Below are 23,249 nucleotides of genomic sequence, written 5' to 3'. Positions count from 1 at the left end.
CGGGGAGCCGGGCGGCCGCCGTGCCTGCCGGTGAGCTCGCCGGCCCGCTCACGCGCTGTCGGCGAGCAGCGCGGGCGCCCGCTCGACCAGCGCGCGCTCGTCGGCGTAGGCGAGCCGGGCGCCCAGCTCGTCGAGGGGCACCCAGGCGACCTCGGTCACCTCGATGTCGGCGTCGGACAGGGCTCCTCCGATGGCGCGGAGCAGGAAGTGGTGCACGGTCTTGTGCACGCGGCGGCCGTCGGCGACGAACCAGAAGTCGATGATGCCCAGCGGGGCGACGACCTCGCCGATGATGCCGGTCTCCTCGGCGACCTCCCGGACGGCGGTGTCCTCCGGGGTCTCGCCCTCCTCGATGTGGCCCTTGGGCAGCGACCAGAGCAGCCGGCCGCGGCGGTCGGTGCGGCCGATGAGGGCGGCGCGCGGCCCCGTGATGGGGTCGTCGGCCACCACCAGGCCCCCGGCGGAGGTCTCGTCGACCCGGCGCAACCGGCGGCCGGGGCGCCCTCGACCACCCGTCCCAGCCATGCGAGGAGGGTAGCGCGCGTCCGGCGACAGCTCAGGGAGCATCGCAGCGAAGGGGCGCCGGCAGGGAGTGGGCATCGTAGCGAGCGCCGGTGAGCGAGGAACCGGGCGACCGCGGGGCGCCCTGGGTCCTCCCACGGGGCGCGGAGCCGGATCGGACTCCATCCGGCACGCCACTACCCTGGATCGTCGTGTCCGGTGAGCCTCCCCGTCCGATGACAGCCGGCCCGGTGCCGCCCGCCGTCCAGGAGACCGTGCGGGAGCTCGTCGACCTCTCCCCCGTGCTCACCCGGCTCGGTGAGCGCTTCACCGCCGCCGGCTTCGAGGTGCACCTGGTGGGTGGCTCGGTGCGCGACGCGCTGCTGTCCGCCGGGTCCGGGGCGCCGCGCGTGCCCGGCGACCTCGACGTCACCACGGACGCCCGGCCGGAGCAGGTCCTGCAGCTGCTGCGGGGGCTCGCCAGTTCCACGTGGAACACCGGCATCGCGTTCGGCACGGTGGGCGCCGAGGTCGACGGCGTCCGGCTGGAGATCACCACCTTCCGCGCCGACCGCTACGACCGCGAGTCGCGGAACCCGGAGGTGGCCTGGGGCGACTCGCTCGTCGACGACCTGGCCCGCCGCGACTTCACCGTCAACGCGATGGCCGTCTCGCTCGGTCCCGACCGCACGGTGACCGACCCGTACGGCGGCCTCGGCGACCTGCTGGCCGGGCGGCTGCGGACGCCGGGTGCCGCGGTGGACTCCTTCGCCGACGACCCGCTGCGGATGCTGCGCGCCGTCCGGTTCGTCGCGCAGCTCGGCCTGACCCCGGTCGACGAGGTGGTCGAGGCGATGACGTCGATGTCCGGTGCGCTGGAGCGGATCACGCCGGAGCGGGTGCAGGTGGAGCTGTCCAAGACCCTGCTGCAGCACTCGCCGCGGGCCGCGCTGGAGCTGTTCGTCGGCACCGGTCTGGCCGAGTACGTCCTGCCGGAGCTCTCCGCGCTGCGGATGGAGATCGACGAGCACCACCAGCACAAGGACGTCTACAGCCACTCGCTGACGGTGCTGGACCAGGCGATCGCGCTCGAGGAGGCGGATCCGGAGCACGAGTCCCCGGACCTGGTGCTGCGGCTGGCGGCGCTGCTGCACGACATCGGCAAGCCGGCCACCCGGCGGCACGAGCCGCGCGGCCGGGTGTCCTTCCACCACCACGAGGTGGTCGGGGCGAAGCTGGTCCGCAAGCGGCTGCAGGCGCTGCGGTACTCCAAGGAGGTCACCGAGGCCGTCGCCCGGCTGACCTTCCTGCACCTGCGCTTCCACGGCTACGGCCGCGGCGAGTGGACCGACTCCGCCGTCCGCCGCTACGTCACCGACGCCGGCGACCTGCTGCCGCGGCTGCACAAGCTGGTGCGCTCGGACTGCACGACCCGCAACAAGCGGCGGGCCGCGGCGCTGTCGGCCACCTACGACTCGCTCGAGCAGCGGATCGCCGAACTGTCGGCCGCCGAGGACCTCGCACGGGTGCGCCCGGACCTCGACGGCAACGCGATCATGGCGATCCTCGGGATCCCGCCGGGCCGCGAGGTCGGCGAGGCCTGGAAGCACCTCAAGGACCTGCGGCTCGAGCGGGGTCCGCTGGAGCCGGGGGAGGCCGAGGCCGAGCTGCGCACCTGGTGGGCCGCGCGGCACCCCGACGGGTGACGAGCGCCGTCAGTTGTCCGGCGACTGCTCGACGTCCACGTCGGGCAACTCGCCGGGATCGACGTCCACGTCGGGCAGGTCGGTGCCGACGTCCACCTCGGGGGCGTCCACGTCGACGTCCCCGCCGGTGAAGTCGAGTGTGAGCCACCCGGCAGCGAAGAAGACGACGAGCAGGACGATCAGCAGGGCGAGCAGGGCCAGCAGCACCCACAGCCACTTCTTGCCGCCGTTCCTCCGATCGCTGTCGACGGGGTGTGCTCCGGTCGTCCTGGTCATGGACCTCGACCTCCTGGACTGTCGTGGGCCGTTCGCCTCCGGCGCCGACGTGTCCGCGGGGCACGGCCCTGCGCCGACGAGCCGGTCCGCCTCCCACCGGCTCCCTTCGTGGACGTTCAGTACCCCCCGCCCGAGGCGCGATGGCCCTCCTCGGAACACGTCACCGGATCGTCATGAGCGGGTGCCGCTCCCCGGCTCAGCGGGGCAGTGCAGACCGGGCGGCGTGCAGGGCGGTGACGACGTAGGCCGCACCGACGGCGAGCACGGCGGGCGGGGACACGCCGTCCGGCGGCAGCAGGTACGCCGCCACCAGCAGCGCGGCCACGTAGCTGACGTTGACCAGCATGTCGTAGACGGAGAACACCCGGCCGCGGACGTCGTCGTCGACCACCCGCTGCAGCGTGGCGTCCACGCAGATCTTCACGCCCTGCCCGAGGAAGCCGAGCACCGCGCCGGCCAGGACGACGGTCCACGGGAGGAAGGGCAGGGCCAGCGCCGTCAGCAGCGGGCCACCGAGGCCCAGCAGGAGGGTCACCCACCGCGCCGTCCCCAGCCGGCGGACGGCGACCGGCGTGACGGCGGCCGCCAGCAGCGTGCCGCAGGCACCCGCCACGAGCGTCGCGCCCGCCCCCAGCAGGCCGCCGCCGGTGGCGCGGGAGAACAGCAGGGTCACCAGCGTGACCAGGCCGAAGCAGAGCCGGTGCACGGTGATGACGGCCAGCGCGGTCCCGGCCGGCGGGCGGGCGCGCACGTGCCGGGCGCCGGCCACCATCCCCGCCACCACCTGCCGCGCGGACGGCCGCGCGGCGCCGGCGTCCGGCCCGAGCGCACCGCGGGGGAAGCCGGTGGCCAGCACGGCGGCGAGCAGGTAGGGCCCGGCCGCGGACAGGGTCAGCAGCGCGGCGCCGGCGTCCCCGAGCGGGCCGGTGACCTGCTGCACCGCGATCGCGGCCGCACCGCCGGCCACGGTGGCCACCGCGCCGGACGTCGTCGACAGCGCGTTGGCCGGCACCAGGTCGCTCGCCGTGTGCGGCAGGGACGCCGAGAGCGCCGAGAGCACGAACCGGGCGACAGAGAACAGCACCAGGCCGGTGAGCAGGAACGGCGCGCCGACCGACCCGCCGGCCACGAGCAGGGCCAGGACGGCGACCAGCCCGGCGCGCAGCAGGTCGGCGTGCACCAGCACCTGCCGTCGGCGCCACCGGTCCAGCCAGACACCGGCGAAGGGCCCCACGAGTGAGTACGGCAGCAGCAGGACGGCGAACCCCGCGGCGACGTCGACCGGGTCGGCCGCGCGCTGCGGGTCGAACAGGAGGGTGCCGGCGAGGGCGGCCTGCAGCACGCCGTCCCCGAACTGGGCGGACAGGCGCGTGGCGAGCAGCCGGCGGAAGTCCCGCCGGGCCAGGAGGGACCGCAGGGTCGTCCCCGCCTGCCGCACCCGGTCACCCTACGGTGGCCGCTCCTCCGCACAGGGTGGACGACGGGCCGAAGGTCCCTCCCCGGCGGGGGGAGCTCCTGCCGCCGGGCGGCGTTCCGGTGGGGCACACTGGGACCGATGACTCCCCCGTCCTCGCCCGATCCCGAGTCGGGGCCGCCGGCGCGGCCCGCGACGGGGCGGCGCCGTCCGGACGCGGTGCCCGCGCTGTCGACGGGCTCCCTGGACGACGTCCGCCCGGGCTCGCTGCTCGTGGCGATGCCGAACCTGACCGACCCGACCTTCGCGGGCACGGTCGTCTTCGTGCTCGACCACAACGAGAGCGGCACGCTGGGCGTGGTGCTGGGGCGGCCGAGCCAGGTGGAGATCCGCGACGTGCTGCCCGGCTGGTGCGACCTCGCCGTCGACCCCGGGGTGTTCCACGTGGGCGGCCCCTGCGAGACCGACACCGCCCTGTGCCTGGCCGTCTGCGGGGATCCGGGTGCGGACTGCGGCCTGCGGCGGGTCGCCGGCGACGTCCACCTGGTCGACCTCGACGCCGACCCCGACGACCTGGCCGGCCGGGTCCGGGGCCTGAGGGTGTTCGCCGGCTACGCGGGCTGGTCGCCGGGCCAGCTGGCCGGGGAGATCGCCGAGGGCGCCTGGGCCTGCGTGCCCGGCAGCCCGGACGACGTGCTCAGCGAGCTGGCCGGCCCGGAGCTGTGGCGCCGGGTGATGGGCCGCCAGACCGGGCGGCTGGCCGTGCTGTCGACCGCGCCGGCCGACCCGACCGCGAACTGACCCGCGTGTCACCCGGTGCGCGGACGACCCGCATCTGGTAGGAACGTCGTGGGAGGGGGCGGTCTGGGGAAGAGGCCGCCCCCTCCCCCATGTCCCGGTCCTGTCACAGGCCGACGGTCGCCGCCACCTCCGGGTGCGCCGCCCCGTCCACGGACTCCCCCTCGGCCGGCAGCACGATCTCCCGCGGCCCGTGGTCCGACAGCGTCACCGTCACCTCGAACTCCTGACCCGGCAGCGGGGTGCGGTACTGCACCAGCAGGTCGCTGGACCGGTCGACCGCGACCGACCAGCCGGCCTCGGAGGCGTACAGCTGCGCCAGCTCGCCGTCGATCGAGCGGTCGCCCTCCCACGTGTAGCCCGCGCCACGGAACGCGCCGGCGTCGTCGGCCTCCTCGGCGGAGAGGTTGAGCACCACCCGGGTCAGGACGTCGACCAGCGGCGCCTGCTCCCCCAGCTCGACCGGACGGCGCACGTAGGAGGCCTCCGGCAGCCCCTCGGCGCCCAGCGCGGCGGCCAGGCCCGGGACCTCGCCGAACCACAGCTCGTCGGCGGTGAAGAACAGCGTGCGGGTGTCGTCGGGCCGGCCGTCGCCGTAGGAGGTGACCGCCTGCGCACGCCCGGCCCCGCCGGCGAGGTCCACCTCGCCGGTCAGGGTGAGCACCGTGTCCTCGCCGTAGGGCGCGGTGACCACGAAGTCGGCGCCGCCCCGCTCGTGGTTGTCGGCCAGCAGCTGCGCCAGGAGGCCGGCCTCCTCCTCGGTGACCGGTGCGCCCTCCGCGCGCTCGTCGGCGCCCACGCAGCCGGCCAGGAGCGCCACCGTCAGTCCCAGCGCGGGGAGCAGCGGACGGCGACGCGCGGGCATGCGGCCAGCGTAGGCATCCGGCCTGGTCGCCGACGCCGTCCCACGCGGACGCCCCCGTACGCGACAGGGCCCGCCATCCATGCGGATGACGGGCCCTGCGGTCAGTGCTGGAACGGCCCCGCGTCAGGGCACCGCCGCGAGCGTGCGAGTGGCGGGGGGACGCGGGGTCCTCTCAGTCACCCCGGATGAACGCCTCGACGGCGTCACGGGCCTCGGTGTCGCTGTACTGCACCGGCGGGCTCTTCATGAAGTAGGACGACGCGGAGAGGATCGGGCCGCCGATCCCGCGGTCCTTGGCGATCTTCGCGGCGCGGACCGCGTCGATGATGATGCCGGCCGAGTTCGGGGAGTCCCAGACCTCGAGCTTGTACTCCAGGTTCAGCGGGACGTCGCCGAACGCGCGGCCCTCGAGGCGCACGTAGGCCCACTTGCGGTCCGACAGCCACGGCACGTGGTCCGACGGGCCGATGTGCACGTTGTCGGTGCCCATGTCCCGGTCGACCTGGCTGGTGACCGCCTGGGTCTTGGAGATCTTCTTGGACTCCAGGCGCTCGCGCTCGAGCATGTTCTTGAAGTCCATGTTGCCGCCGACGTTGAGCTGCATCGTGCGGTCCAGCTGCACGCCGCGGTCCTCGAACAGCTTGGCCAGCACCCGGTGGGTGATGGTGGCGCCGACCTGGCTCTTGATGTCGTCGCCGACGATCGGCACCCCGGCGGCGGTGAACTTCTCGGCCCACTCCGGCGTCCCGGCGATGAAGACCGGCAGCGCGTTGACGAAGGCCACGCCGGCGTCCAGCGCGCACTGCGCGTAGAACTCGGCGGCCTGCTGCGAGCCGACCGGCAGGTAGCAGACCAACACGTCGGCGCCCGACTCGCGCAGCGCCGCGACGACGTCCACCGGCTCCTCGTCGGACTCCTCGATCGTCGCCCGGTAGTACTTGCCGAGGCCGTCGAGGGTGGTGCCGCGCTGCACGGTCACGCCCAGCGGCGGGACGTCGCAGATCGTGATCGTGTTGTTCTCGCTCGCCACGATCGCCTCGGAGAGGTCGCGGCCGACCTTCTTGGCGTCGACGTCGAACGCCGCGACGAACTCCACGTCCCTGACGTGGTACTCGCCGAAGCGGACGTGCATCAGGCCCGGCACCGACGTCGTCTCGTCGGCGTCGCGGTAGTAGTGGACACCCTGCACCAGCGAGGCGGCGCAGTTGCCGACGCCGACGATGGCGACCTTGACGGATCCCATGGGTTCTCCTTCTTCTTCGCAGACCGGATGCGGTCGGTGGGCGCGGACCGCGGACGGTCCTGCTGGGGCCGGCGCGGAGCTCTCCCGCCGGGTCGGTCGGGGACGGATCGCTCAGGGCCGGGGCGGCGACTCGTCCGGGGGTGCCGGGCGGTGCCCGGGGTCGGCGCCGTCGGCTCGGCGCCGCTGGCTCTCGTCCAGCTCGCGGTCGATGAGCTCCGCCAGCCAGCGGACCTCCCGGTCGACCGACTCCAGGCCGTGGCGCTGGAGTTCGAGGGTGTAGCGGTCGAGGCGCTCGCGGGTCCGGCTCAGCGAGGCCCGCAGGCCCTCGCGCTGGCGCTCGACGGTCCTGCGGCGGCCCTCCAGGATCCGCAGCCGGACGTCGGCGGCGGTGTGCCGGAAGAACGCCAGGCGGACGCCGAAGAGCCCGCCGTCGTCGTACGCCTCCGGGCCGGCCTGGCCGACCAGCTCGTGGAAGCGCTCCTTGCCCTCCGCGGTGATCGTGTAGACCACCTTGCCCCGCCGGCCGGTCAGGGGTGGGGCGTCGGCCGGCAGGGGGGCGCGCGGGTCCGGCTCGTCCGTCGTGACGTACCCGGCCGCGTGCAGGCGCTTGAGCGCGGGATAGAGCGAGCCGTAGGAGATGCTGCGCAGCCCGCCGAGCACCTGGGCGAGCTGTTTGCGCAGCTCGTAGCCGTGCATCGGCGACTGGTGCAGCAGGCCGAGGATGGCGAACTCGAGCACGTTCCCCTCCTCGCCGTCCTGCGGATCGATGTATCGGGACGATACATCAAAGACCCCCTTGCCCCTCACCGCTCGCACGCTCGCGGCGGGACCCTGCACGAGGGCCGGGGTCCTTCGAGCAGCGGGGCCGTGCCATCCGGTCACCAGGCCGCGCGAGCCTCTGGCCGGGCCCGGAGGACGGGTGAGGATGTCGGCGGAGGCTTCCGGGGTCCCCCGCGGTGCGTACATTGGCGCCGTGCCCGGACGTCGATCCGTCGTGGACTACTCGCTGCAGCGGCGAGCCGTCCTCGCCGACGTGCACGCCGGCCGCACGGGCCTGTTCGAGGTCTGCGACGCCAGTCCGTACCTGACCCGGGCGGCGAAGTACCACGGCGAGGCGACCGACGTCGCCTGCCCGGTGTGCCGCAAGGAGCGGCTCACGCTGGTGAGCTACGTCTACGGGGAGCACCTCGGCCCCACGGCCGGCCAGGCGAAGACGCAGGCCGAGCTCGCCCGGATGGACGGGGCGCAGGAGGAGTTCTCCGTCTACGCCGTCCAGGTGTGCCGCGGGTGCGGCTGGAACCACCTGGACTGCTCGTACGTCCTGGGGGCCGAACCCGACCCCGGCCGTCAGCCGCGCCGGACGCGGCGACGGGCGGCCACGGAGTAGTACGCGTCACAGAGGGAACACCCGACGCCCTCTGTGGTCGTTGGTACACGGTGGGCCTCGCTGTGCCGCGGGTCGCCCCCGCTCGTCCAGCTGAAGACACCACCCTGGGTGCCGGACGTCGTCTGCGTCCGCGCGCCCACCCAGACCCAACCAGAGAGGGGCCCCGCGTGCCTCCCCACGACGAGACCTCACCGGTCGGGCCGCGCAGCGGCTCGGTCCGCCGTCCGCCGTCCGGTCGCACCGCCGGCGGGACGGGCGGAGGCGGCCGGCCACCGGCAGGCCGCGGCCGGCCACCCGCGGGCCGCGGGGCGCGGACGACGGCGTCCCGCTCCGGCCCGGCCGCCAAGGGTGCCCGCCCCGCCGGCAAGGCCGCGCGGACGATGAAGCAGCGCCGCAAGCGCCGGCTCAAGGCCCTCCTCGGCGCGCTCGCGGGCGCCTTCGTGCTGCTCGGCGTCTTCGTCGGCGTCGTCTACGCCACGACCGAGGTACCCGACCCCAGCTCGGTGCAGAACGCCCAGACGACGGTCGTCTACTACGCCGACGGCACCACCGAGATGGCCCGGCTCGGCGCGGAGAACCGCACCAACGTGCCGCTCGCCGAGGTCTCCGAGCCCGCTCGCGAGGCGATCCTGGCGGCCGAGAACCGCAGCTTCTACACCGACCCGGGCATCTCGGCGACGGGCATCGTGCGCGCCGCGTGGAACAACCTGACCGGCGGCTCGACGCAGGGTGGCTCGACCATCACCCAGCAGTACGTGAAGAACGCCTTCCTGACGTCGGAGCAGACGTTCAGCCGCAAGTTCCAGGAGCTCTTCCTCGCGGTCAAGCTCGACAACGAGTACGAGAAGAACGAGATCCTCGAGAACTACCTCAACACGATCTACTTCGGCCGCGGGGCCTACGGCATCGAGGCGGCGGCCAACACCTACTTCGGCGTGCCGGCCAGCCAGCTGACCGCCCAGCAGGGCGCGGTGCTCGCCGTCCTCGTCCGCAGCCCCTCCCACTACGACCCGGAGTCCAACCCCGAGGGGTCGCTGGACCGCTGGGGCCTGGTGCTCGACGCGATGGTCGAGGAGGGCTGGCTGACCGAGCAGGAGCGGGAGGCCTCGGTCTTCCCGCCGGTCCTCCCGCGCATGGGCTCGAACCTCGGTATCCCCAGCGGCCCGGAGGGCCTGGTCGTCCAGCGCGCCATCTCCGAGCTGGAGGCCAAGGGCTACGACGAGCAGCAGATCCGGGCCGGCGGTCTGCGCATCACCACCACGGTCGACAAGCGCTACCAGGACGCCGCCATCTCCTCCGTCGCCGAGGTGATGGAGGGCGAGCCGGACACCCTGCGCGAGGCGCTCGTGGCGATCGACCCGCAGACCGGTGCGGTGCGCGCCTACTACGGCGGCCCCATCGGCGCCGGTGACGGCGCGGTCGACTACGCCCAGGCCCAGCGTCAGCCGGGGTCCTCGGTCAAGCCCTACGTGCTGGCCACCGCCCTGGAGGACGGCATTAGTGTCAACGCCCGGCGGGACGGCTCCTCCCCGCAGGAGTTCCCCGACCGCCCGGGCCTGCCCGTCCGCAACTCCGGCGGCGCCTCGTGCGGCGCCTGCACGCTCAGGGAGGCCCTGACCCGGTCGCTCAACACCACCTACTACGGGTTGGCCTACGAGGTCGGCGCGGAGCGGGTGCGGGAGAACATCCTCGAGGCCACCGGCCTGCCGGAGACGTGGTCCGGCGGCATGCTGGAGGGCAGCACCGTGCTGGCCGACCCGGAGACGGGGGCCACCGGCGCCTCGATCGGCATCGGCCAGTACGAGATGCGGCCGATCGACCAGGCGCACGGCTTCGCCACCCTGGCCACCGGCGTCGAGCACGAGCCCTTCTTCGTGAGCCGGGTGACCGACAGCGAGGGTGCGGTCCTGCTCGACTACAACGGCGACGCCGGCGACCAGGTCTTCGAGGCCGACGTCGTCAACGACGTCACCTACGGGATGACCGACGTCGCCGACTACTCGCGGCGCTCGCTTGACGGCGGCCGCGAGGTGGCCAGCAAGACCGGCACGCAGGGCCAGGGCGAGGACAACTCCGACGCGTGGATGGTCGGCTTCACCCCGTCGATCTCCACGGCGGTGTGGATGGGCAACGACTCCCCCAGCCAGCCGATCGAGGACGCCAACGGCCGGATCATCTACGGCTCCGGCCTGCCGGGCGCCATCTGGCAGACCTTCATGGACACCGTGCTCGAGGGGACGCCGGAGGAGGACCTGCCCGACCGGGCGCTCATCCGCGGGGACACCGGCGTGGGCGTGCCCGCGCCGGAGACCCAGGCGGCGACGCAGGCGCCGACCCAGGTGACCGCCCAGCCGACGCAGCAGCCGGAGCCGACGCCCGCCCCGGTGCCGACCCCCACGCCGGCCCCCGAGACGCCGGTGACACCCGCGCCGCAGAACCCCCAGAACCCGCAGAACCCGCCGCAGGGACCGCAGAACCCGCCGGGCCCGATCACGACCGGGCCGCCCGGTGGGATCGGCACCCAGCCGGGACAGAGCGCCGAGGAGTCTGGGGAGGACGGTCAGCAGAGCGGCTGACCTCCGGCGGGCAGACTGACCCGCATGAGCACGATCCCGACGGCCCCGTCCGCAGCAGCGGACGGGGCGGGTGGGACGAGGGGCAGGGCGTCCCCGGGCGCGGACGGCCGGCCCCACCGCGTCGTCCCCAGCTGGACCGACCCGGTCGTGGCCCAGGCCAGCGAGGCGGTCGGCGGTCCCTGGGGCCGGCACGCGGTCGTCGGGCGGGCGGCGTTCTGGACGCCCCTGCGGGTCTGCCTGCTGTTCACCACGACCGTGCTGGCGGTGGCCTGGCTCAAGCAGGCGCCCTGCTCGGACGGTGACTGGACGGGCTCCCTGCAGTACACCCACCTCTGCTACTCCGACCCGGTACCGCTGTTCGGCGTCTACGGGCAGGGTGAGGGGGCGCTGCCCTACCTCGACGCGCGGGTGGAGTACCCGGTGCTCACCGGGGCGGTGATGGCGCTCGCCGCGCTGCTCTCCGGCTGGTACGACGGACTCGCCGCCGCCGTCGGCGTGCTGCCCGTCGTCCCGCCGGTGCAGAGCTACACCGTGGTCACCGCGCTGCTCATGGCGCTGTGCGCGCTGCTCGTGACCCGCGCCGTCCTCCCGCTGACCGGCCGGCGGCCGTGGGACACCGCGATGGTGGCGCTGTCCCCGGTGCTGCTCGTGTACGCGTTCAACAACTGGGACCTGCTGGCCGTCGCGCTGACCACCCTGGGCATGTGGGCGTGGGCGCGGGAGCGCCCGGTGCTCGCCGGGGCCCTGTTCGGCCTCGGCGTGGCCGCGAAGCTCTACCCGGTGCTCGTGCTGGGCGCGCTGTTCCTGCTGTGCCTGCGGGCCGGTGCGCTGCGGACCTGGCTGCGGACGGCGCTCGCGGCGGTCGGGGCGTGGCTGCTGGTCAACCTGCCGGTGGCCCTGGTGGCCCCGGAGAACTGGGGCTGGTTCTTCGCCTTCAGCCGGCAGCGCCCCGCCAACCCCGAGTCGATCTGGAACATCCTGCTGACAGGCACCGACAACCGCGTCCTCGACGGGGCGCTCGCCGAGGGCGAGACGCCGTCGGTGCTCAACGCGGTGGTGGCCGTGCTGCTGATCGCGTTCGCCGCCGGGGTCGCCTGGCTGGTGCTCACCGCACCGGTGCGCCCGCGGGTGGCACAGGTGGCGTTCCTGCTGGTGGCCGCCTTCCTGCTGCTGAACAAGGTCTACAGCCCGCAGTACGCGCTCTGGCTGCTGCCGCTGGCGGTGCTGGCCCGGCCGCGGTGGCGCTCGCTGCTGGTCTGGCAGGTCAGCGAGGCGCTGGTGTGGGTGATGACGATGCTCTACTACCTCGGCACCGCGAACCGCGGCGTCGAGGTGGAGTGGTTCTTCCTCGCCGTCCTGGTGCGCGACGCCGTCCTGGTGGCGCTCATGGTGCTCGTCGTCCGGGAGGTGCGGCGGCCGGACGACGACGTCGTCCGCACCAGCTGGCCCGGCGTCGACGACCCCGCCGGAGGCCCGCTGGACGGCGCCCCGGACGTGGTGACCCTCCGGGTCACACCGCGGCCAGGTGCCGTCCCCGACCTGAGCTGAGCCGCTGCCCGTGTCCCGGCCGGGGGACCCTCCGGGCCCCCGCGACCGGTCCACCCCGGCTGTGTGCCGTCCCCTACGACGCCGGACCGTCACCCTGTCCCGTGCTCCACGTGGAACAACGGTGGTCCGTCAGCCGAGTGCCTGCCGGAGCAGGGTGATCTCCTCGGCGTGGCCGGCGGCGTCTCCCGGCGTCTCCAGGACGAGAGGGCAGTCGGCCGCCCGGGCGACCTCGACCAGCAGCTCCGTCGGGATCTCGCCGTCGGTCAGCGGGGCGTGCCGGTCGCGGCTCGAGCCCTGCGGGTCGCGGCTGTTGTTGAGGTGCACCAGGTCGACGCGGCCGGTGATCGCGCGGACGTCGTCCACCGCGGTGGCGAGGTCCCAGCCGGCGGCCCACGCGTGGCAGGTGTCGAGCACGAAGCCCGCGCCGAACTCGCCCACGGCATCCCACAGCCGGGCCAGCGCGTCCAGCTCGCGGGCCATGGCGTTGCCGCCGCCGGCGGTGTTCTCGATGAGCAGCGGGACGGGGAAGCCGCCGTCCTCGGCCTGCCGGGCGAAGGTCTTCCGCCAGTTGGCGACGCCGGCGGCCGGGTCGTCCTTGGCCAGCACGTGCCCGCCGTGCACCACCATGCCCACCGCCCCGACCGCGGCGGCCGCCTTCGCGTGCGCGGCCAGCAGCTTGCGGCTGGGGATGCGGATGCGGTTGTTCGTCGTCGCCACGTTGAGCACGTAGGGCGCGTGGACGACGACCTTCACGTCGCTGGCCAGCAGGTCGGCGGCGTCCGGGCGCGGCTTGGGCGCGGTCCAGCCCTGCGGGTCGGCCAGGAAGACCTGGACGCCGTCGGCGTCCATCTCCGCGGCGCGGGCCAGGGGGCCGCCGGCGTCGAGCTCGTTGTCCTCGGTCAGGCCGGGTCCGACGTGTACGCCGATCGGGTGAGCAGGCACCCCGCGACCCTACGGCGGGCATCCGACGGAGTTCCGCCCTGCTCGGCCGGCACCTGTGGACGGCGGCGGCGCTCGCTGTCGGCGCTGGTAGGCTGGTCCGAGCGCGTTCCACCGGTGGCCGTCACCGGGCGGGGCGCGCGACGCGTGTACGACCCTCCTGCTGCAGACCTCCTGCAGCCGCTCAGACCAGAGGAGGTGGGGTTCTCCGTGCGTCACTACGAACTGATGGTCATCCTCGACCCCGACCTGGAGGAGCGCACGATCGCTCCCTCCCTCGACCGGTTCCTCACCGTCGTCACCAACTCCGGTGGCACCGTGAAGACCGAGATCTGGGGCCGCCGCCGGCTCGCCTACGAGATCAAGAAGCAGGTCGAGGGCATCTACGCCGTCGTTGACATCCAGGCCACGCCCGCCGCGGTGGCCGAGCTCGACCGGCAGCTGAACCTCAACGAGTCGGTCCTGCGCACGAAGCTGATGCGGCCCGAGGTCCACTGACGATGGCCGGCGAGACCGTCATCACCGTCATCGGCAACCTCACGTCGGACCCGGAGCTGCGCTTCACGCCCTCCGGTGCCGCGGTGGCCAACTTCACCGTGGCCTCCACGCCGCGGACCTTCGACCGCCAGTCGCAGGAGTGGAAGGACGGCGAGGCGCTCTTCCTGCGCTGCAACGTCTGGCGGCAGGCGGCGGAGAACGTCGCCGAGTCCCTGACCCGCGGGTCGCGGGTGATCGTCTCCGGCCGGCTCAAGCAGCGGTCGTTCGAGACCAAGGAAGGCGAGAAGCGCACCGTCGTCGAGCTCGAGGTCGACGAGATCGGCCCGTCGCTCCGCTACGCCACCGCGAAGGTCACCAAGGCCTCCCGTGGCGAGGGCGGTGGCGGTTTCGGCGGCGGTGGCGGTGGCGGCTTCGGTGGTGGCGGCGGGTCCAGCGACCCGTGGTCGACCCCGGCCCCGCCGTCCGACGAGCCCCCCTTCTGAGAAAGGCCCCCGTCCTCCCACCTCTCGCCCTCCGGGGCGGGACTGGGAGGGGGCCGTTCCATCCCCTCACTCTCTGGAGAACCCCGGTGGCCAAGCCCCCCGTTCGCAAGCCCAAGAAGAAGGTCTGCCAGTTCTGCAAGGACAAGGCGACCTACGTCGACTACAAGGACACGACGCTGCTGCGGAAGTTCATCTCCGACCGCGGCAAGATCCGTGCCCGCCGCGTGAGCGGCAACTGCAGCCAGCACCAGCGGGACGTCGCCACGGCCGTCAAGAACAGCCGTGAGATGGCCCTGCTGCCCTACACCTCGACGGCGCGCTGACCATGAGCACCCAGAAGCTGATCCTGACGCAGGAGGTCACCGGTCTCGGGTCCTCCGGTGACACGGTGGAGGTCAAGGGCGGGTACGCCCGCAACTACCTCCTGCCCCGCGGCCTGGCCATCCAGGCCACCCGCGGTGCCGAGAAGCAGGTCCAGTCGCTGCGCCGGGCGCGTGCCGCCCGCGAGGTCCGGTCGCTCGAGGAGGCGCAGGCCGTGGCCGGGCGCCTGTCCGGCCTGACCGTCCGGGTGCCGGCGCGCGCCGGTGAGGGTGGCCGCCTGTTCGGCCGCATCACCACCGCCGACGTCGTCAACGCCGTGACCGCCGCCGGCGGCCCCGCGCTCGACCGGCGCCGGGTGGAGCTGCCCAGCAGCATCAAGACCACCGGCCAGCACACGGTGACCGTGCGCGTGCACCCGGAGGTCACCTCGCAGCTGACCATCGAGGTCGTCCCCGGCTGACAGGCTCCCCCCGCTCCTGGAGGGGACAGTCGCCCGTGAGGGGCGCCGGACTCCGGTCCGGCGCCCCTCACGGCGTTCCTGGGGCCGTCAGGTCGCCTGGCTCGGCCCGGCCCTCGCGGCGGATCGGTGCGGGTGTGTCGACCTGTGGACGTGTGACCGCTGGGACGCCTGCGCCCGCCCCTCCGACACGCCGGGGGGCGACACCCGGATTTCTCCGGAATTTCTCCCGTCCACACCCGGTGGGTCGTCTCCTCCCTGGTCAGCGGCGGGATACGGGGGACGCCGCCACGGCGTCCCCCGCTGTCTCCACATGTCGACACGTCCCTGTCCACCGACTTGTCCACAAGTTGTGCAGAAGCGCGCCCACACCGGTGTTGGACTGGTCCGTCCGCACTTCCTAACGTCCTCCTCGACCCCGCGACCGCCCGAACTGTCGGTGCCCCGGGGTAGGAAGACCTCGAACACACGTTCGAGACAGGTGTGCAGCGTACTGGTGCTTCCCCCACCAGGCCCCGGCGATCCCGCCGGGGCCTGTGCGCGGGTGCGCCGTGAGTGGATGGAGGACCTCCGTGGCGGTGGCCGACGACTTCAGCCGACCGACCCCGACGGCGCCGCAGTACGACCGGCAGCCGCCGCAGGACGTCGCGGCGGAGCAGTCGGTGCTCGGCGGCATGCTGCTGAGCAAGGACGCGATCGCCGACGTCGTCGAGGTGCTGGCGGGCCCGGACTTCTACCGGCCGGCGCACCAGGTGATCTTCGACTGCATCCTCGACCTGTACGGGCGGGGCGAGCCGGCCGACGCCATCACCGTCGCGGCCGAGCTCAACCGCACCGACCAGCTGTCGAAGATGGGCGGCGCGGTCTACCTGCACACCCTGATCCAGTCGACGCCGACGGCGGCCAACGCCGGCTACTACGCCGCGATCGTGGCCGAGCAGGCGGTGCTCCGGCGGCTGGTCGAGGCCGGCACCCGTGTCGTGCAGCTCGGCTACGGCGCGGCCGGCGGGAAGGGCGACGTCGACGACATCGTCGACCGCGCCCAGCAGGAGATCTACGACGTCACCGAGAAGCGCATGAGCGAGGACTACTCGCGCCTCGAGGACGTCCTGCAGCCGACGATGGACGAGCTGGACGCCATCGCGTCCCGCGGCGGCACGGCCCGCGGCGTCCCCACCGGCATCCGCGACCTCGACGAACTGACGAACGGTCTCCAAGCCGGACAAATGGTGGTCATTGCGGCCAGGCCTGGAGTGGGCAAAAGTACCCTGGGACTTGACATTGCGCGATCTGCCACTGTGAAACACCATTTGGCGACGTGCATCTTCTCGCTGGAAATGAGCAAGCACGAGATCACCATGCGATTGCTCTCGGCCGAGGCCAAGGTGCCGCTGCACCACATGCGCGCCGGCACCCTGTCGGACGAGGACTGGTCGAAGCTCGCCCGCCGGATGGGCGAGATCGCCGACGCGCCGCTCTACATCGACGACTCCCCCAACATGACGATGATGGAGATCCGGGCGAAGGCGCGGCGGCTCAAGCAGCGCAACGACCTCAAGCTCGTGGTCATCGACTACCTCCAGCTCATGACGTCCGGCAAGCGCGTCGAGAGCCGCCAGCAGGAGGTCTCGGAGTTCTCCCGCGCCCTCAAGCTGCTGGCGAAGGAGCTCGAGGTGCCCGTCATCGCGATGTCGCAGCTGAACCGTGGATCCGAGCAGCGTCAGGACAAGAAGCCGATGCTGTCCGATCTCCGCGAGTCGGGGTGCCTGCCAGCCGAGACCCGCGTCCTGCGGGCCGACACCGGAGCCGAGACGACGATGGGCGAGCTCTTCGAGAGCGGGGCGACCGACGTCCCCGTGTGGGCCCTGGACGACAACCTGCGCTACGTCCGCCGGCACCTCACCCACGTCTTCTCCACCGGCCGCAAGCCGGTGCTGCAGCTGACGACCTCGTCGGGCAAGACGATCCGGGCGACGGCCAACCACCCGTTCCTGACCTACGACGGCTTCCGTCCGCTCGGGGAGCTGGCTCCTGGCGATCGCATCGCCGTGCCGCGGCACGTGCCGGCGCCGGACCGGATGACGGTCTGGGAGGACGAGAAGGTGGTCCTGCTGGCCCACCTGATCGGTGACGGCAGCTTCGTGAAGCGCCAGCCGCTGCGCTACGCCTCCATCGACGAGGAGAACCTGCGCGCGGTCACCACCGCAGCGCTGCACTTCGGCGTCGTGGCCGTGCGGGATGACTACGCCGCCGCCCGCTGCACCACGCTGCGGCTGCGTGCCCCTTTCCCGTTGACCCACGGTCGCCGGAACCCGGTCGCCGCCTGGCTCGACGAGCTCGGCCTCTGCGGGTTGCGCAGCCACGAGAAGTTCGTGCCCCAGGCGGTGTTCTCGCTACCCAAGAAGCAGATCGCGCTCTTCCTGCGCCACCTGTGGGCCACCGACGGTTCCGTCACGGTGAACAAGAACGGCCGTGGCGGCCGGGTCTACTACGCGTCGACCAGCCGCCAGCTCGTCGACGACCTCTCGCGGTTGCTGCTGCGCTTCGGCATCTCCTGCCGCATCCGTCGGGTGCAGAAGTCCGGCTACCGGGACGGGTGGACGCTCGACATCAGCGGCTGCGACGACCAGCGCCGGTTCCTCGGCGAGATCGGTGTCCACGGCGCCCGAGGCTCAGCGGCGGAGCGGCTGTTGGAGATCGTCCGGGAGCTGTCGGGTAACCCCAACGGCGACACGGTGCCCGTGCAGGTGTGGGAACGCGTGCGAGCGGTGCTGGAGGAGAAGGGCATGAGCCACCGGGCGTTCGCCGCCGCCATGGGCTCGGCCTTCAACGGCAGCGCGATGTGGAAGCACGCCCCCAGTCGTGAGCGGCTCGGCCGGATCGCGGCTGTCCTCGACGACGCCGAGCTCGAGATTCAGGCGGTCAACGACGTCCTGTGGGACGAGATCGTCTCCATCCAGCAGGGGGCCGAGGAGGAGGTCTACGACGCCACAGTTCTTGGTGGGCACAACTTCGTGGCCAATGGAATCGCAACTCATAACAGTATCGAGCAGGACGCCGACATGGTCATGATGATCCACCGCGAGGACATGTACGAAAAGGAATCACCGCGCGCGGGTGAGGCCGACATCATGCTGGTGAAGCACCGTAACGGCCCCACCGCGAACGTCACTGTCGCCTTCCAGGGCCACTACAGCCGCTTCGTGGACATGGCGAACTGACGGAGCAGGCCCCCCGAGAGGCCCGGAGCGCTGGACGCCCCGGGCCTCTCTGCGTCCGCCACGTCGACGGCGGGCGACGTTCCACGTGGAGCACGGCGCCGATGTCGGTGGTCCGGGCCAGGGTAGGGGCATGACCGTCGACCTGCCCGCCGCCGCCAGCTTCATGGCCACGCACGCCCGGCTGCTGGACCGCCGCCGCTTCGACCTGCTGTTCGGGGACGGCGGCAGGGACGCCGCCGATGCCGTCCTCGCCGCCGTCGAGGGGTACCGCAACCCCGACGGCGGCTACGGCTGGGGCCTGGAGCCCGACCTGCGGTCCCGCACGAGCCAGCCGGGCGGGGCGCTGCACGCCCTCGAGGCGTTCGCCGACGCGGCCCCGGTGGTCACCACCGCCCGGGCGCGCGAGCTGTGCGACTGGCTGGAGGCGGTCACGCTGCCCGACGGCGGCCTGCCGTTCGCCCTCCCGGTGCCCGACCCGGCCGGCTGCGCGCCGTTCTGGGCCTCCGCCGACCCGGGGTCGTCCTCGCTGCAGATCACCGCCATCGTCGCGGAGAGCGCACACCGGGTCGCCCGGCACGACCCCGCCGTCGCCGGGCACCCCTGGCTCGACCGGGCCACCACGTACTGCCTGGCGGCGGTGCGCGCTCTCGGCGAGCAGCCACACGCCCTCGAGCTCGCCTTCGCGGCGCGGTTCCTCGACGTCGCCGCGGGCACCCGCCCCGACGAGGTGGGGGAGCTGGTGGAGCAGCTCCGGGTCCACGTCCCGGCCGACGGGCTGGTGCACGTCGCCGGCGGGGCAGCGGACGAGTACATGCGCCCGCTGGACTTCACCCCGCGACCGGATGGGCCCGCGCGCGGCCTGTTCGACCCCGGGGTGGTGGAGCGGGAGCTGGAGCGGGTCGCCGCGCAGCAGCAGCCCGACGGCGGCTGGGCGGTCGACTTCGACAGCTACTCCCCGGCCGCGGCCCTCGAGTGGCGCGGTCACCGCACGGTCGAGGTCCTGTCCCTCCTGCGCGACAACGCCGTCCTGTGACCTCGAGGGACCCGGGACGGCAGCGCCAGGCTCGGCGTCCGGATCCGCGGCTCCCCCAGGGCGTTCCCCAGCCGCAGCACGTGCCGTCCGGGCCAAGGGGACCGGGCGCGGCCCGGGCCGTGGAGCAGTGAACGCCAGGGGCCCAGAACCGACGTGGTTCTGGGCCCCTGGCGTTCAACGGGGTGCTGCGGCAGCCTCGCTCAGGCGGCGGCGGCCGCTGCCCGGCTCAGCCGGACGCCCGCGGTCAGCTTCCGCTGCAGCGTACGGCGGACCTTGGGGCTGCCGGTGGTCATCTTGTAGAGCACCACCAGCTGCTGGGGCAGGTTGCGGCGGTTGGTCAGCTCCAGCCAGCCGTTCGGCAGCGAGAGCCGGATGATCTTGTGCCAGGCCGAGCCGACCTGCTGCGGCAGCGGCGCGGTGTGGTAGTTGAGGCCGTAGCGGTCGAACAGGTCACGGATCTTCGGCGCGATCTCGGCGTACCGGTTGCTCGGCAGGTCGGGGAACAGGTGGTGCTCGATCTGGTGGGACAGGTTCCCGGTCATGATGTGCATGGCCTTGGAGCCGGAGATGTTGGCCGAGCCGAGCATCTGACGCAGGTACCACTCACCGCGCGTCTCGCCGTCGATCGACTTCTTCTCGAAGGTCTCGACGCCCTCGGGGAAGTGCCCGCAGAGGATGACCGAGTTCGACCACAGGTTGCGCACCAGGTTGGCGGTGAAGTTGGCCGCCAGCGTGGAGAGGAAGTTCGGGCCCGACAGCAGCGGGTGGATGACGTAGTCCTTGCGCACCTGGGCGCCGATCTTGCGCAGCACGGCCTTGGCGCGCTTGCGGAACTCCGGGTCCTTCGTCTGCTTCTTGGCGATGACCGCGCCGAGCTCCAGGTCGTAGGCGGCGATCCCGTACTCGAAGAAGCAGGCGTTGATGAAGCTCCAGATCGGCTGGCCGAGGTGGAACGGCTGCCACGGCTGGTCCTCGTCGACGCGCATGATGCCGTAGCCGAGGTCGTTGTCCTTGCCGACCACGTTCGTGTACGTGTGGTGCAGCTCGTTGTGCGAGTGCTTCCACTGCTCGGCCGGGCTGGCCATGTCCCACTCCCACGTCGTGGAGTGGATCTTCGGGTCCCGCATCCAGTCCCACTGGCCGTGCAGGATGTTGTGCCCGATCTCCATGTTCTCGAGGATCTTGGCGACCGAGAGGCCGATCGTCCCGACGATCCACGCGGGCGGGAAACCCGAGGCGAGCAGGACGGCGCGGCTGCCCAGCTCGATCTTGCGGTGCACGTCGATGACCTTGCGGATGTAGCGGGCGTCGTTCTCGCCGCGCGTGTCGATCACGCTCTGGCGGATGTCGTCGAGCTCCTTGCCGAGGAGCTCGACGTCCTCGGCGGTGAGGTGCTCGATCGGGTTGTCGGCCTTCTTCTGCAGAACGGTCATGCGGTGCGTCTCCTCGGGTCGGGCGGGGTCAGTGGTCGATGTCGCAGGCGCCGGCGGCGGCGCTCACGCAGGTCTGGATCAGTACGCCGTCACCCGGTGCGGCCGTGGTGACCTCGCCGTTGCGCAGGTCCCGGACGGCGCCCTCGCGCAGCGGCAGCACGCAGCCGAAGCAGATGCCCATCCGGCAGCCGCTGGGCATCAGGACGCCGGCGTCCTCGGCGGCGTCGAGGATCGGGGTGGCCCCGTCGGCCTCGACGCTCGTGCCGTTCCTGGTGAAGGTCACCGTGCCGCCCTCGCCGGCGACGAGGACCGTGGGCCGGAAGCGCTCGGTGAACAGCCGGTCGGCGATGCCGGCGGCGCTCCAGTGCTCCTCCAGCGCCTCGAGCATGCCGACCGGCCCGCAGGCCCAGGTGGCGCGCTCGGCGAGGTCGGGCACCAGCTCGGCGATCGCGGCGGCGTCGAGCATCCCGGCGGTGTCGGTGTGCTGCTCGATCAGCCGGATCCGGCCGGCGGCCGCGAGCTCCCGCAGGTCCGCGCCGAACACGACGTCCTCCGGCGTGGGGGCGGAGTGCACGACGACGACGTCGGCGAGCTCGTCGTGGTTGCGCAGGATGCCGATGACCGGGGTGATGCCGGAGCCGGCGGTGACGAACAGGACCTTGGCAGGGGCCCGGGAGGGGAGGACGAACTCGCCGGTGGCCTGGTCGAGGTGGACCAGCGTGCCCGGCTGGGTCCGGTGCACCAGGTGGTTGCTGACCTTGCCGCCAGGGATCGCCTTGACGGTGATGCTGATGCAGCCGTCCGGCCGGTCCAGGTGCGAGGTGAGCGAGTACGCCCGCCACATGCGCACCCCGTCGACGTCGACGCCGATGCGCACCCACTGGCCGGGCACGTGGCGCTGCCAGTCCGCACCCGGGCGGATGACCAGGGTGGCGGCGTCCCGGGTCTCCTTCTGGACGGCGACGATGCGACCGCGCAGGTCGGCGCCCGCCCGCAGCGGGTTGACCATGTCCAGGTAGTCGGCCGGCAGCAGGGGCGTGGTGGCGAGCTCAGCGAAGCGCATCACCCGGTCACGCAGCGCGCTCAGGGCCGGACGGGCCGAGGAAGGGCGCGGGACGGTCGCGGTCATACACCTGATGGTTCCCAGCGCTGCGCGTAATTACCTGTGCCCTGGGCGTGAACCTGCCGCCGGATACTGTCCCTGCCGAACAAAGGGTCCCAGGGAAGGAGAGCGTCGATGGCGCCGGAGCAGGACACCTTCCCGCCCGAGGTCGCGGCGGCGATGCAGGGCCAGCTGCCGGCCGTCGCCGAGCGGACCGTCGCCGCGATCGTCGTCGAGGTGCCGAGCTACACCGAGGCGTTCAGCGGCGTCATGGGCCGCAAGATCGAGAACGCCGTCGAGCTGGCCCTGGGGGGCTTCCTGGAGCTGGCGACGGCGCGCGGCGGGGTGGACCCCAGCCGGCCCATCGGCCCCGCCCTCGAGGGCGCCTACGCCCTCGGCCGTGGGGAGGCCCGGTCCGGCCGGACCATGGACGCGCTGCTGGCCGCCTACCGGGTGGGCGCGCGGGTGGCGTGGCGGCACATGAGCGAGACGGCGGTGGCCGCCGGCATGCCCGCCGGGTCGCTGGCCCGCTTCGCCGAGCTGGTGTTCGCCTACATCGACCAGCTGTCGGCGGCCAGCGCCTCCGGGCATGCCGACCAGCTCGACAGCAGTGGCCGGCTGCGGCGCCGGCACCTGGAGCGGCTGGCCGAACTGCTGCTCAGCGGCGCACCCCCGTACGACCTCAGCACCGCCGCCGAGCGCGCGGACTGGGCGCCGCCGCGGACGCTGACCGCGGTGCTGGTGCCCGACACCCGCGTCCGGGGTGCGCTCGCCGTGCTGGATGCCCGCACCCTGCAGGCCGGGGAGGACCTCCCCGGCACCGAGCCCGGCGCCGAGCGCGCGGTGCTGCTCGTGCCGGACGCCGACGGGTACGCCCGCACCCAGCTGGTGCGGGCCCTGCGCGGGCGGGAGGCGGTCGTCGGCCCGGCCCGGCCGTGGCAGCAGGCCCGCTCCTCGTACTCGCGGGCGCTGCGGGCGCTGCAGCTGGACCTGCGCCCGGACGGCGACCTGCCCGTGGACACCGAGCTGCGGCTGGCCGACCTGGTGCTGCGGGCCGACGGCGAGGCCCTGGCCGACCTGCGCGCCCAGGTGCTCGCCCCGCTCGACGGGCTGGGCCCCGGGCCGCGGGACAAGCTGGTCGAGACGCTGCGCGCGTGGCTGCTGCACCACGGACGGCGGGAGAAGATCGCCGCCGAGCTCTTCGTGCACCCGCAGACGGTCCGCTACCGCATGGGGCAGCTGCGCGACCTCTACGGCGACCGGCTGGAGGACCCGCAGTCGGTCCTCGAGCTGACCCTCGCCCTCGGTGCGGTGGACCGGTGAGGGGCGTCGTCGTCGAGATCACGTGATCTCGCACGCCCGGAGCCTCGTGGGGGGGGGGGGGGGGGGGGGGGGGGGGGGGGGGGGGGGGGGGGGGGGGGGGGGGGGGGGGGGGGGGGGGGGGGGGGG

The 23,249-nt window shown here is 73.2% G+C and carries 21 protein-coding genes; 12 read left to right on the top strand and 9 right to left on the bottom strand.

The window, feature by feature from the left end; all coding sequences use genetic code 11:
• Window positions 1-48: 48 nt before the first annotated feature.
• Window positions 49-525 carry an NUDIX hydrolase gene (locus tag ACI78Z_RS11795; RefSeq protein ID WP_091220955.1) on the bottom strand — a complete coding sequence of 159 codons (477 nt, stop codon included), beginning with the start codon at window positions 523-525 and terminating at the stop codon, window positions 49-51.
• A gap of 212 nt (window positions 526-737) precedes the next feature.
• On the opposite strand from ACI78Z_RS11795, the gene ACI78Z_RS11790 reads away from it, so the two are divergent.
• On the top strand, window positions 738-2,207 hold the full coding sequence (locus tag ACI78Z_RS11790; protein ID WP_457036725.1) for a CCA tRNA nucleotidyltransferase: 1,470 nt from the start codon (window positions 738-740) through the stop codon (window positions 2,205-2,207).
• A 9-nt stretch (window positions 2,208-2,216) separates the two neighbouring features.
• Here the strand turns inward: ACI78Z_RS11790 and ACI78Z_RS11785 are convergent, their stop codons facing one another.
• Both ACI78Z_RS11785 and ACI78Z_RS11780 read right to left on the bottom strand, forming a co-directional pair.
• A complete protein-coding gene (locus ACI78Z_RS11785) occupies window positions 2,217-2,483 on the bottom strand; it encodes a hypothetical protein (protein ID WP_457036724.1) in 267 nt (88 codons plus the stop codon).
• 196 nt (window positions 2,484-2,679) lie between these two features.
• Window positions 2,680-3,921, bottom strand: coding sequence for an MFS transporter (locus ACI78Z_RS11780; RefSeq protein WP_457036723.1), 1,242 nt, complete (start codon window positions 3,919-3,921; stop codon window positions 2,680-2,682).
• A gap of 117 nt (window positions 3,922-4,038) precedes the next feature.
• Between ACI78Z_RS11780 and ACI78Z_RS11775 the strand changes: the two genes are divergently transcribed.
• Window positions 4,039-4,698, top strand: a complete 660-nt coding sequence (locus tag ACI78Z_RS11775) for a YqgE/AlgH family protein (protein ID WP_457036722.1) — start codon at window positions 4,039-4,041, stop codon at window positions 4,696-4,698.
• Between the two features lie 103 nt (window positions 4,699-4,801).
• On the opposite strand, the gene ACI78Z_RS11770 is transcribed toward ACI78Z_RS11775, so the two are convergent.
• The 3 genes from ACI78Z_RS11770 to ACI78Z_RS11760 all read right to left on the bottom strand — a co-directional run bounded on the left by ACI78Z_RS11770 (window position 4,802) and on the right by ACI78Z_RS11760 (window position 7,610).
• Window positions 4,802-5,560: a hypothetical protein gene (locus ACI78Z_RS11770; protein ID WP_457036721.1), complete on the bottom strand. Its 759-nt coding sequence runs from the start codon at window positions 5,558-5,560 to the stop codon at window positions 4,802-4,804.
• A 172-nt stretch (window positions 5,561-5,732) separates the two neighbouring features.
• Window positions 5,733-6,803: an inositol-3-phosphate synthase gene (locus ACI78Z_RS11765; protein WP_457036720.1), complete on the bottom strand. Its 1,071-nt coding sequence runs from the start codon at window positions 6,801-6,803 to the stop codon at window positions 5,733-5,735.
• 111 nt (window positions 6,804-6,914) lie between these two features.
• On the bottom strand, window positions 6,915-7,610 hold the full coding sequence (locus ACI78Z_RS11760; protein ID WP_457036719.1) for a PadR family transcriptional regulator: 696 nt from the start codon (window positions 7,608-7,610) through the stop codon (window positions 6,915-6,917).
• A gap of 166 nt (window positions 7,611-7,776) precedes the next feature.
• Between ACI78Z_RS11760 and ACI78Z_RS11755 the strand changes: the two genes are divergently transcribed.
• From ACI78Z_RS11755 to ACI78Z_RS11745, 3 genes are all read left to right on the top strand, one after another.
• Window positions 7,777-8,190 (top strand): DUF5318 family protein, encoded by a 414-nt coding sequence (locus ACI78Z_RS11755; protein ID WP_457036718.1) that lies wholly within the window; start codon window positions 7,777-7,779, stop codon window positions 8,188-8,190.
• Window positions 8,191-8,357: 167 nt separating this feature from the next.
• Window positions 8,358-10,766, top strand: a complete 2,409-nt coding sequence (locus ACI78Z_RS11750) for a transglycosylase domain-containing protein (protein WP_457036717.1) — start codon at window positions 8,358-8,360, stop codon at window positions 10,764-10,766.
• 24 nt (window positions 10,767-10,790) lie between these two features.
• Window positions 10,791-12,314, top strand: a complete 1,524-nt coding sequence (locus ACI78Z_RS11745) for a glycosyltransferase family 87 protein (protein WP_457036716.1) — start codon at window positions 10,791-10,793, stop codon at window positions 12,312-12,314.
• Window positions 12,315-12,443: 129 nt separating this feature from the next.
• On the opposite strand, the gene ACI78Z_RS11740 is transcribed toward ACI78Z_RS11745, so the two are convergent.
• On the bottom strand, window positions 12,444-13,256 hold the full coding sequence (locus ACI78Z_RS11740) for a deoxyribonuclease IV (protein WP_457036715.1): 813 nt from the start codon (window positions 13,254-13,256) through the stop codon (window positions 12,444-12,446).
• Window positions 13,257-13,463: 207 nt separating this feature from the next.
• On the opposite strand from ACI78Z_RS11740, the gene rpsF reads away from it, so the two are divergent.
• The 6 genes from rpsF (at window position 13,464) to ACI78Z_RS11710 (ending at window position 19,265) form a co-directional block, all read left to right on the top strand.
• On the top strand, window positions 13,464-13,751 hold the full coding sequence (rpsF, locus tag ACI78Z_RS11735) for a 30S ribosomal protein S6 (RefSeq protein WP_457036714.1): 288 nt from the start codon (window positions 13,464-13,466) through the stop codon (window positions 13,749-13,751).
• Window positions 13,752-13,753: 2 nt separating this feature from the next.
• On the top strand, window positions 13,754-14,233 hold the full coding sequence (locus ACI78Z_RS11730) for a single-stranded DNA-binding protein (protein ID WP_012951017.1): 480 nt from the start codon (window positions 13,754-13,756) through the stop codon (window positions 14,231-14,233).
• A gap of 86 nt (window positions 14,234-14,319) precedes the next feature.
• Window positions 14,320-14,556 (top strand): 30S ribosomal protein S18, encoded by a 237-nt coding sequence (gene rpsR, locus ACI78Z_RS11725; RefSeq protein WP_457036713.1) that lies wholly within the window; start codon window positions 14,320-14,322, stop codon window positions 14,554-14,556.
• A gap of 2 nt (window positions 14,557-14,558) precedes the next feature.
• Window positions 14,559-15,014, top strand: a complete 456-nt coding sequence (rplI, locus tag ACI78Z_RS11720; RefSeq protein ID WP_457036712.1) for a 50S ribosomal protein L9 — start codon at window positions 14,559-14,561, stop codon at window positions 15,012-15,014.
• 569 nt (window positions 15,015-15,583) lie between these two features.
• Window positions 15,584-18,232: a replicative DNA helicase gene (locus ACI78Z_RS11715; protein ID WP_457036711.1), complete on the top strand. Its 2,649-nt coding sequence runs from the start codon at window positions 15,584-15,586 to the stop codon at window positions 18,230-18,232.
• Window positions 18,233-18,362: 130 nt separating this feature from the next.
• The gene (locus tag ACI78Z_RS11710) at window positions 18,363-19,265 is read left to right on the top strand and encodes a hypothetical protein (RefSeq protein ID WP_457036710.1); all 903 of its coding nucleotides are present in this window, start codon (window positions 18,363-18,365) and stop codon (window positions 19,263-19,265) included.
• 200 nt (window positions 19,266-19,465) lie between these two features.
• Here ACI78Z_RS11710 and ACI78Z_RS11705 read toward each other — a convergent pair whose 3' ends face one another.
• Window positions 19,466-20,698 carry a fatty acid desaturase family protein gene (locus ACI78Z_RS11705; RefSeq protein WP_457036709.1) on the bottom strand — a complete coding sequence of 411 codons (1,233 nt, stop codon included), beginning with the start codon at window positions 20,696-20,698 and terminating at the stop codon, window positions 19,466-19,468.
• A 28-nt stretch (window positions 20,699-20,726) separates the two neighbouring features.
• On the bottom strand, window positions 20,727-21,827 hold the full coding sequence (locus ACI78Z_RS11700) for a ferredoxin reductase (protein ID WP_457036708.1): 1,101 nt from the start codon (window positions 21,825-21,827) through the stop codon (window positions 20,727-20,729).
• Between the two features lie 108 nt (window positions 21,828-21,935).
• Here ACI78Z_RS11700 and ACI78Z_RS11695 point away from each other — a divergent pair, with 108 nt between their 5' ends.
• Complete coding sequence (locus tag ACI78Z_RS11695; RefSeq protein ID WP_457036707.1) at window positions 21,936-23,123, top strand: PucR family transcriptional regulator; 1,188 nt, start codon at window positions 21,936-21,938, stop codon at window positions 23,121-23,123.
• The last annotated feature ends 126 nt before the right edge of the window (window positions 23,124-23,249 follow it).

It is taken from the genome of Geodermatophilus sp. SYSU D01176, assembly GCF_054050015.1.
This window is presented reverse-complemented; position numbering and strand designations above follow the sequence as displayed.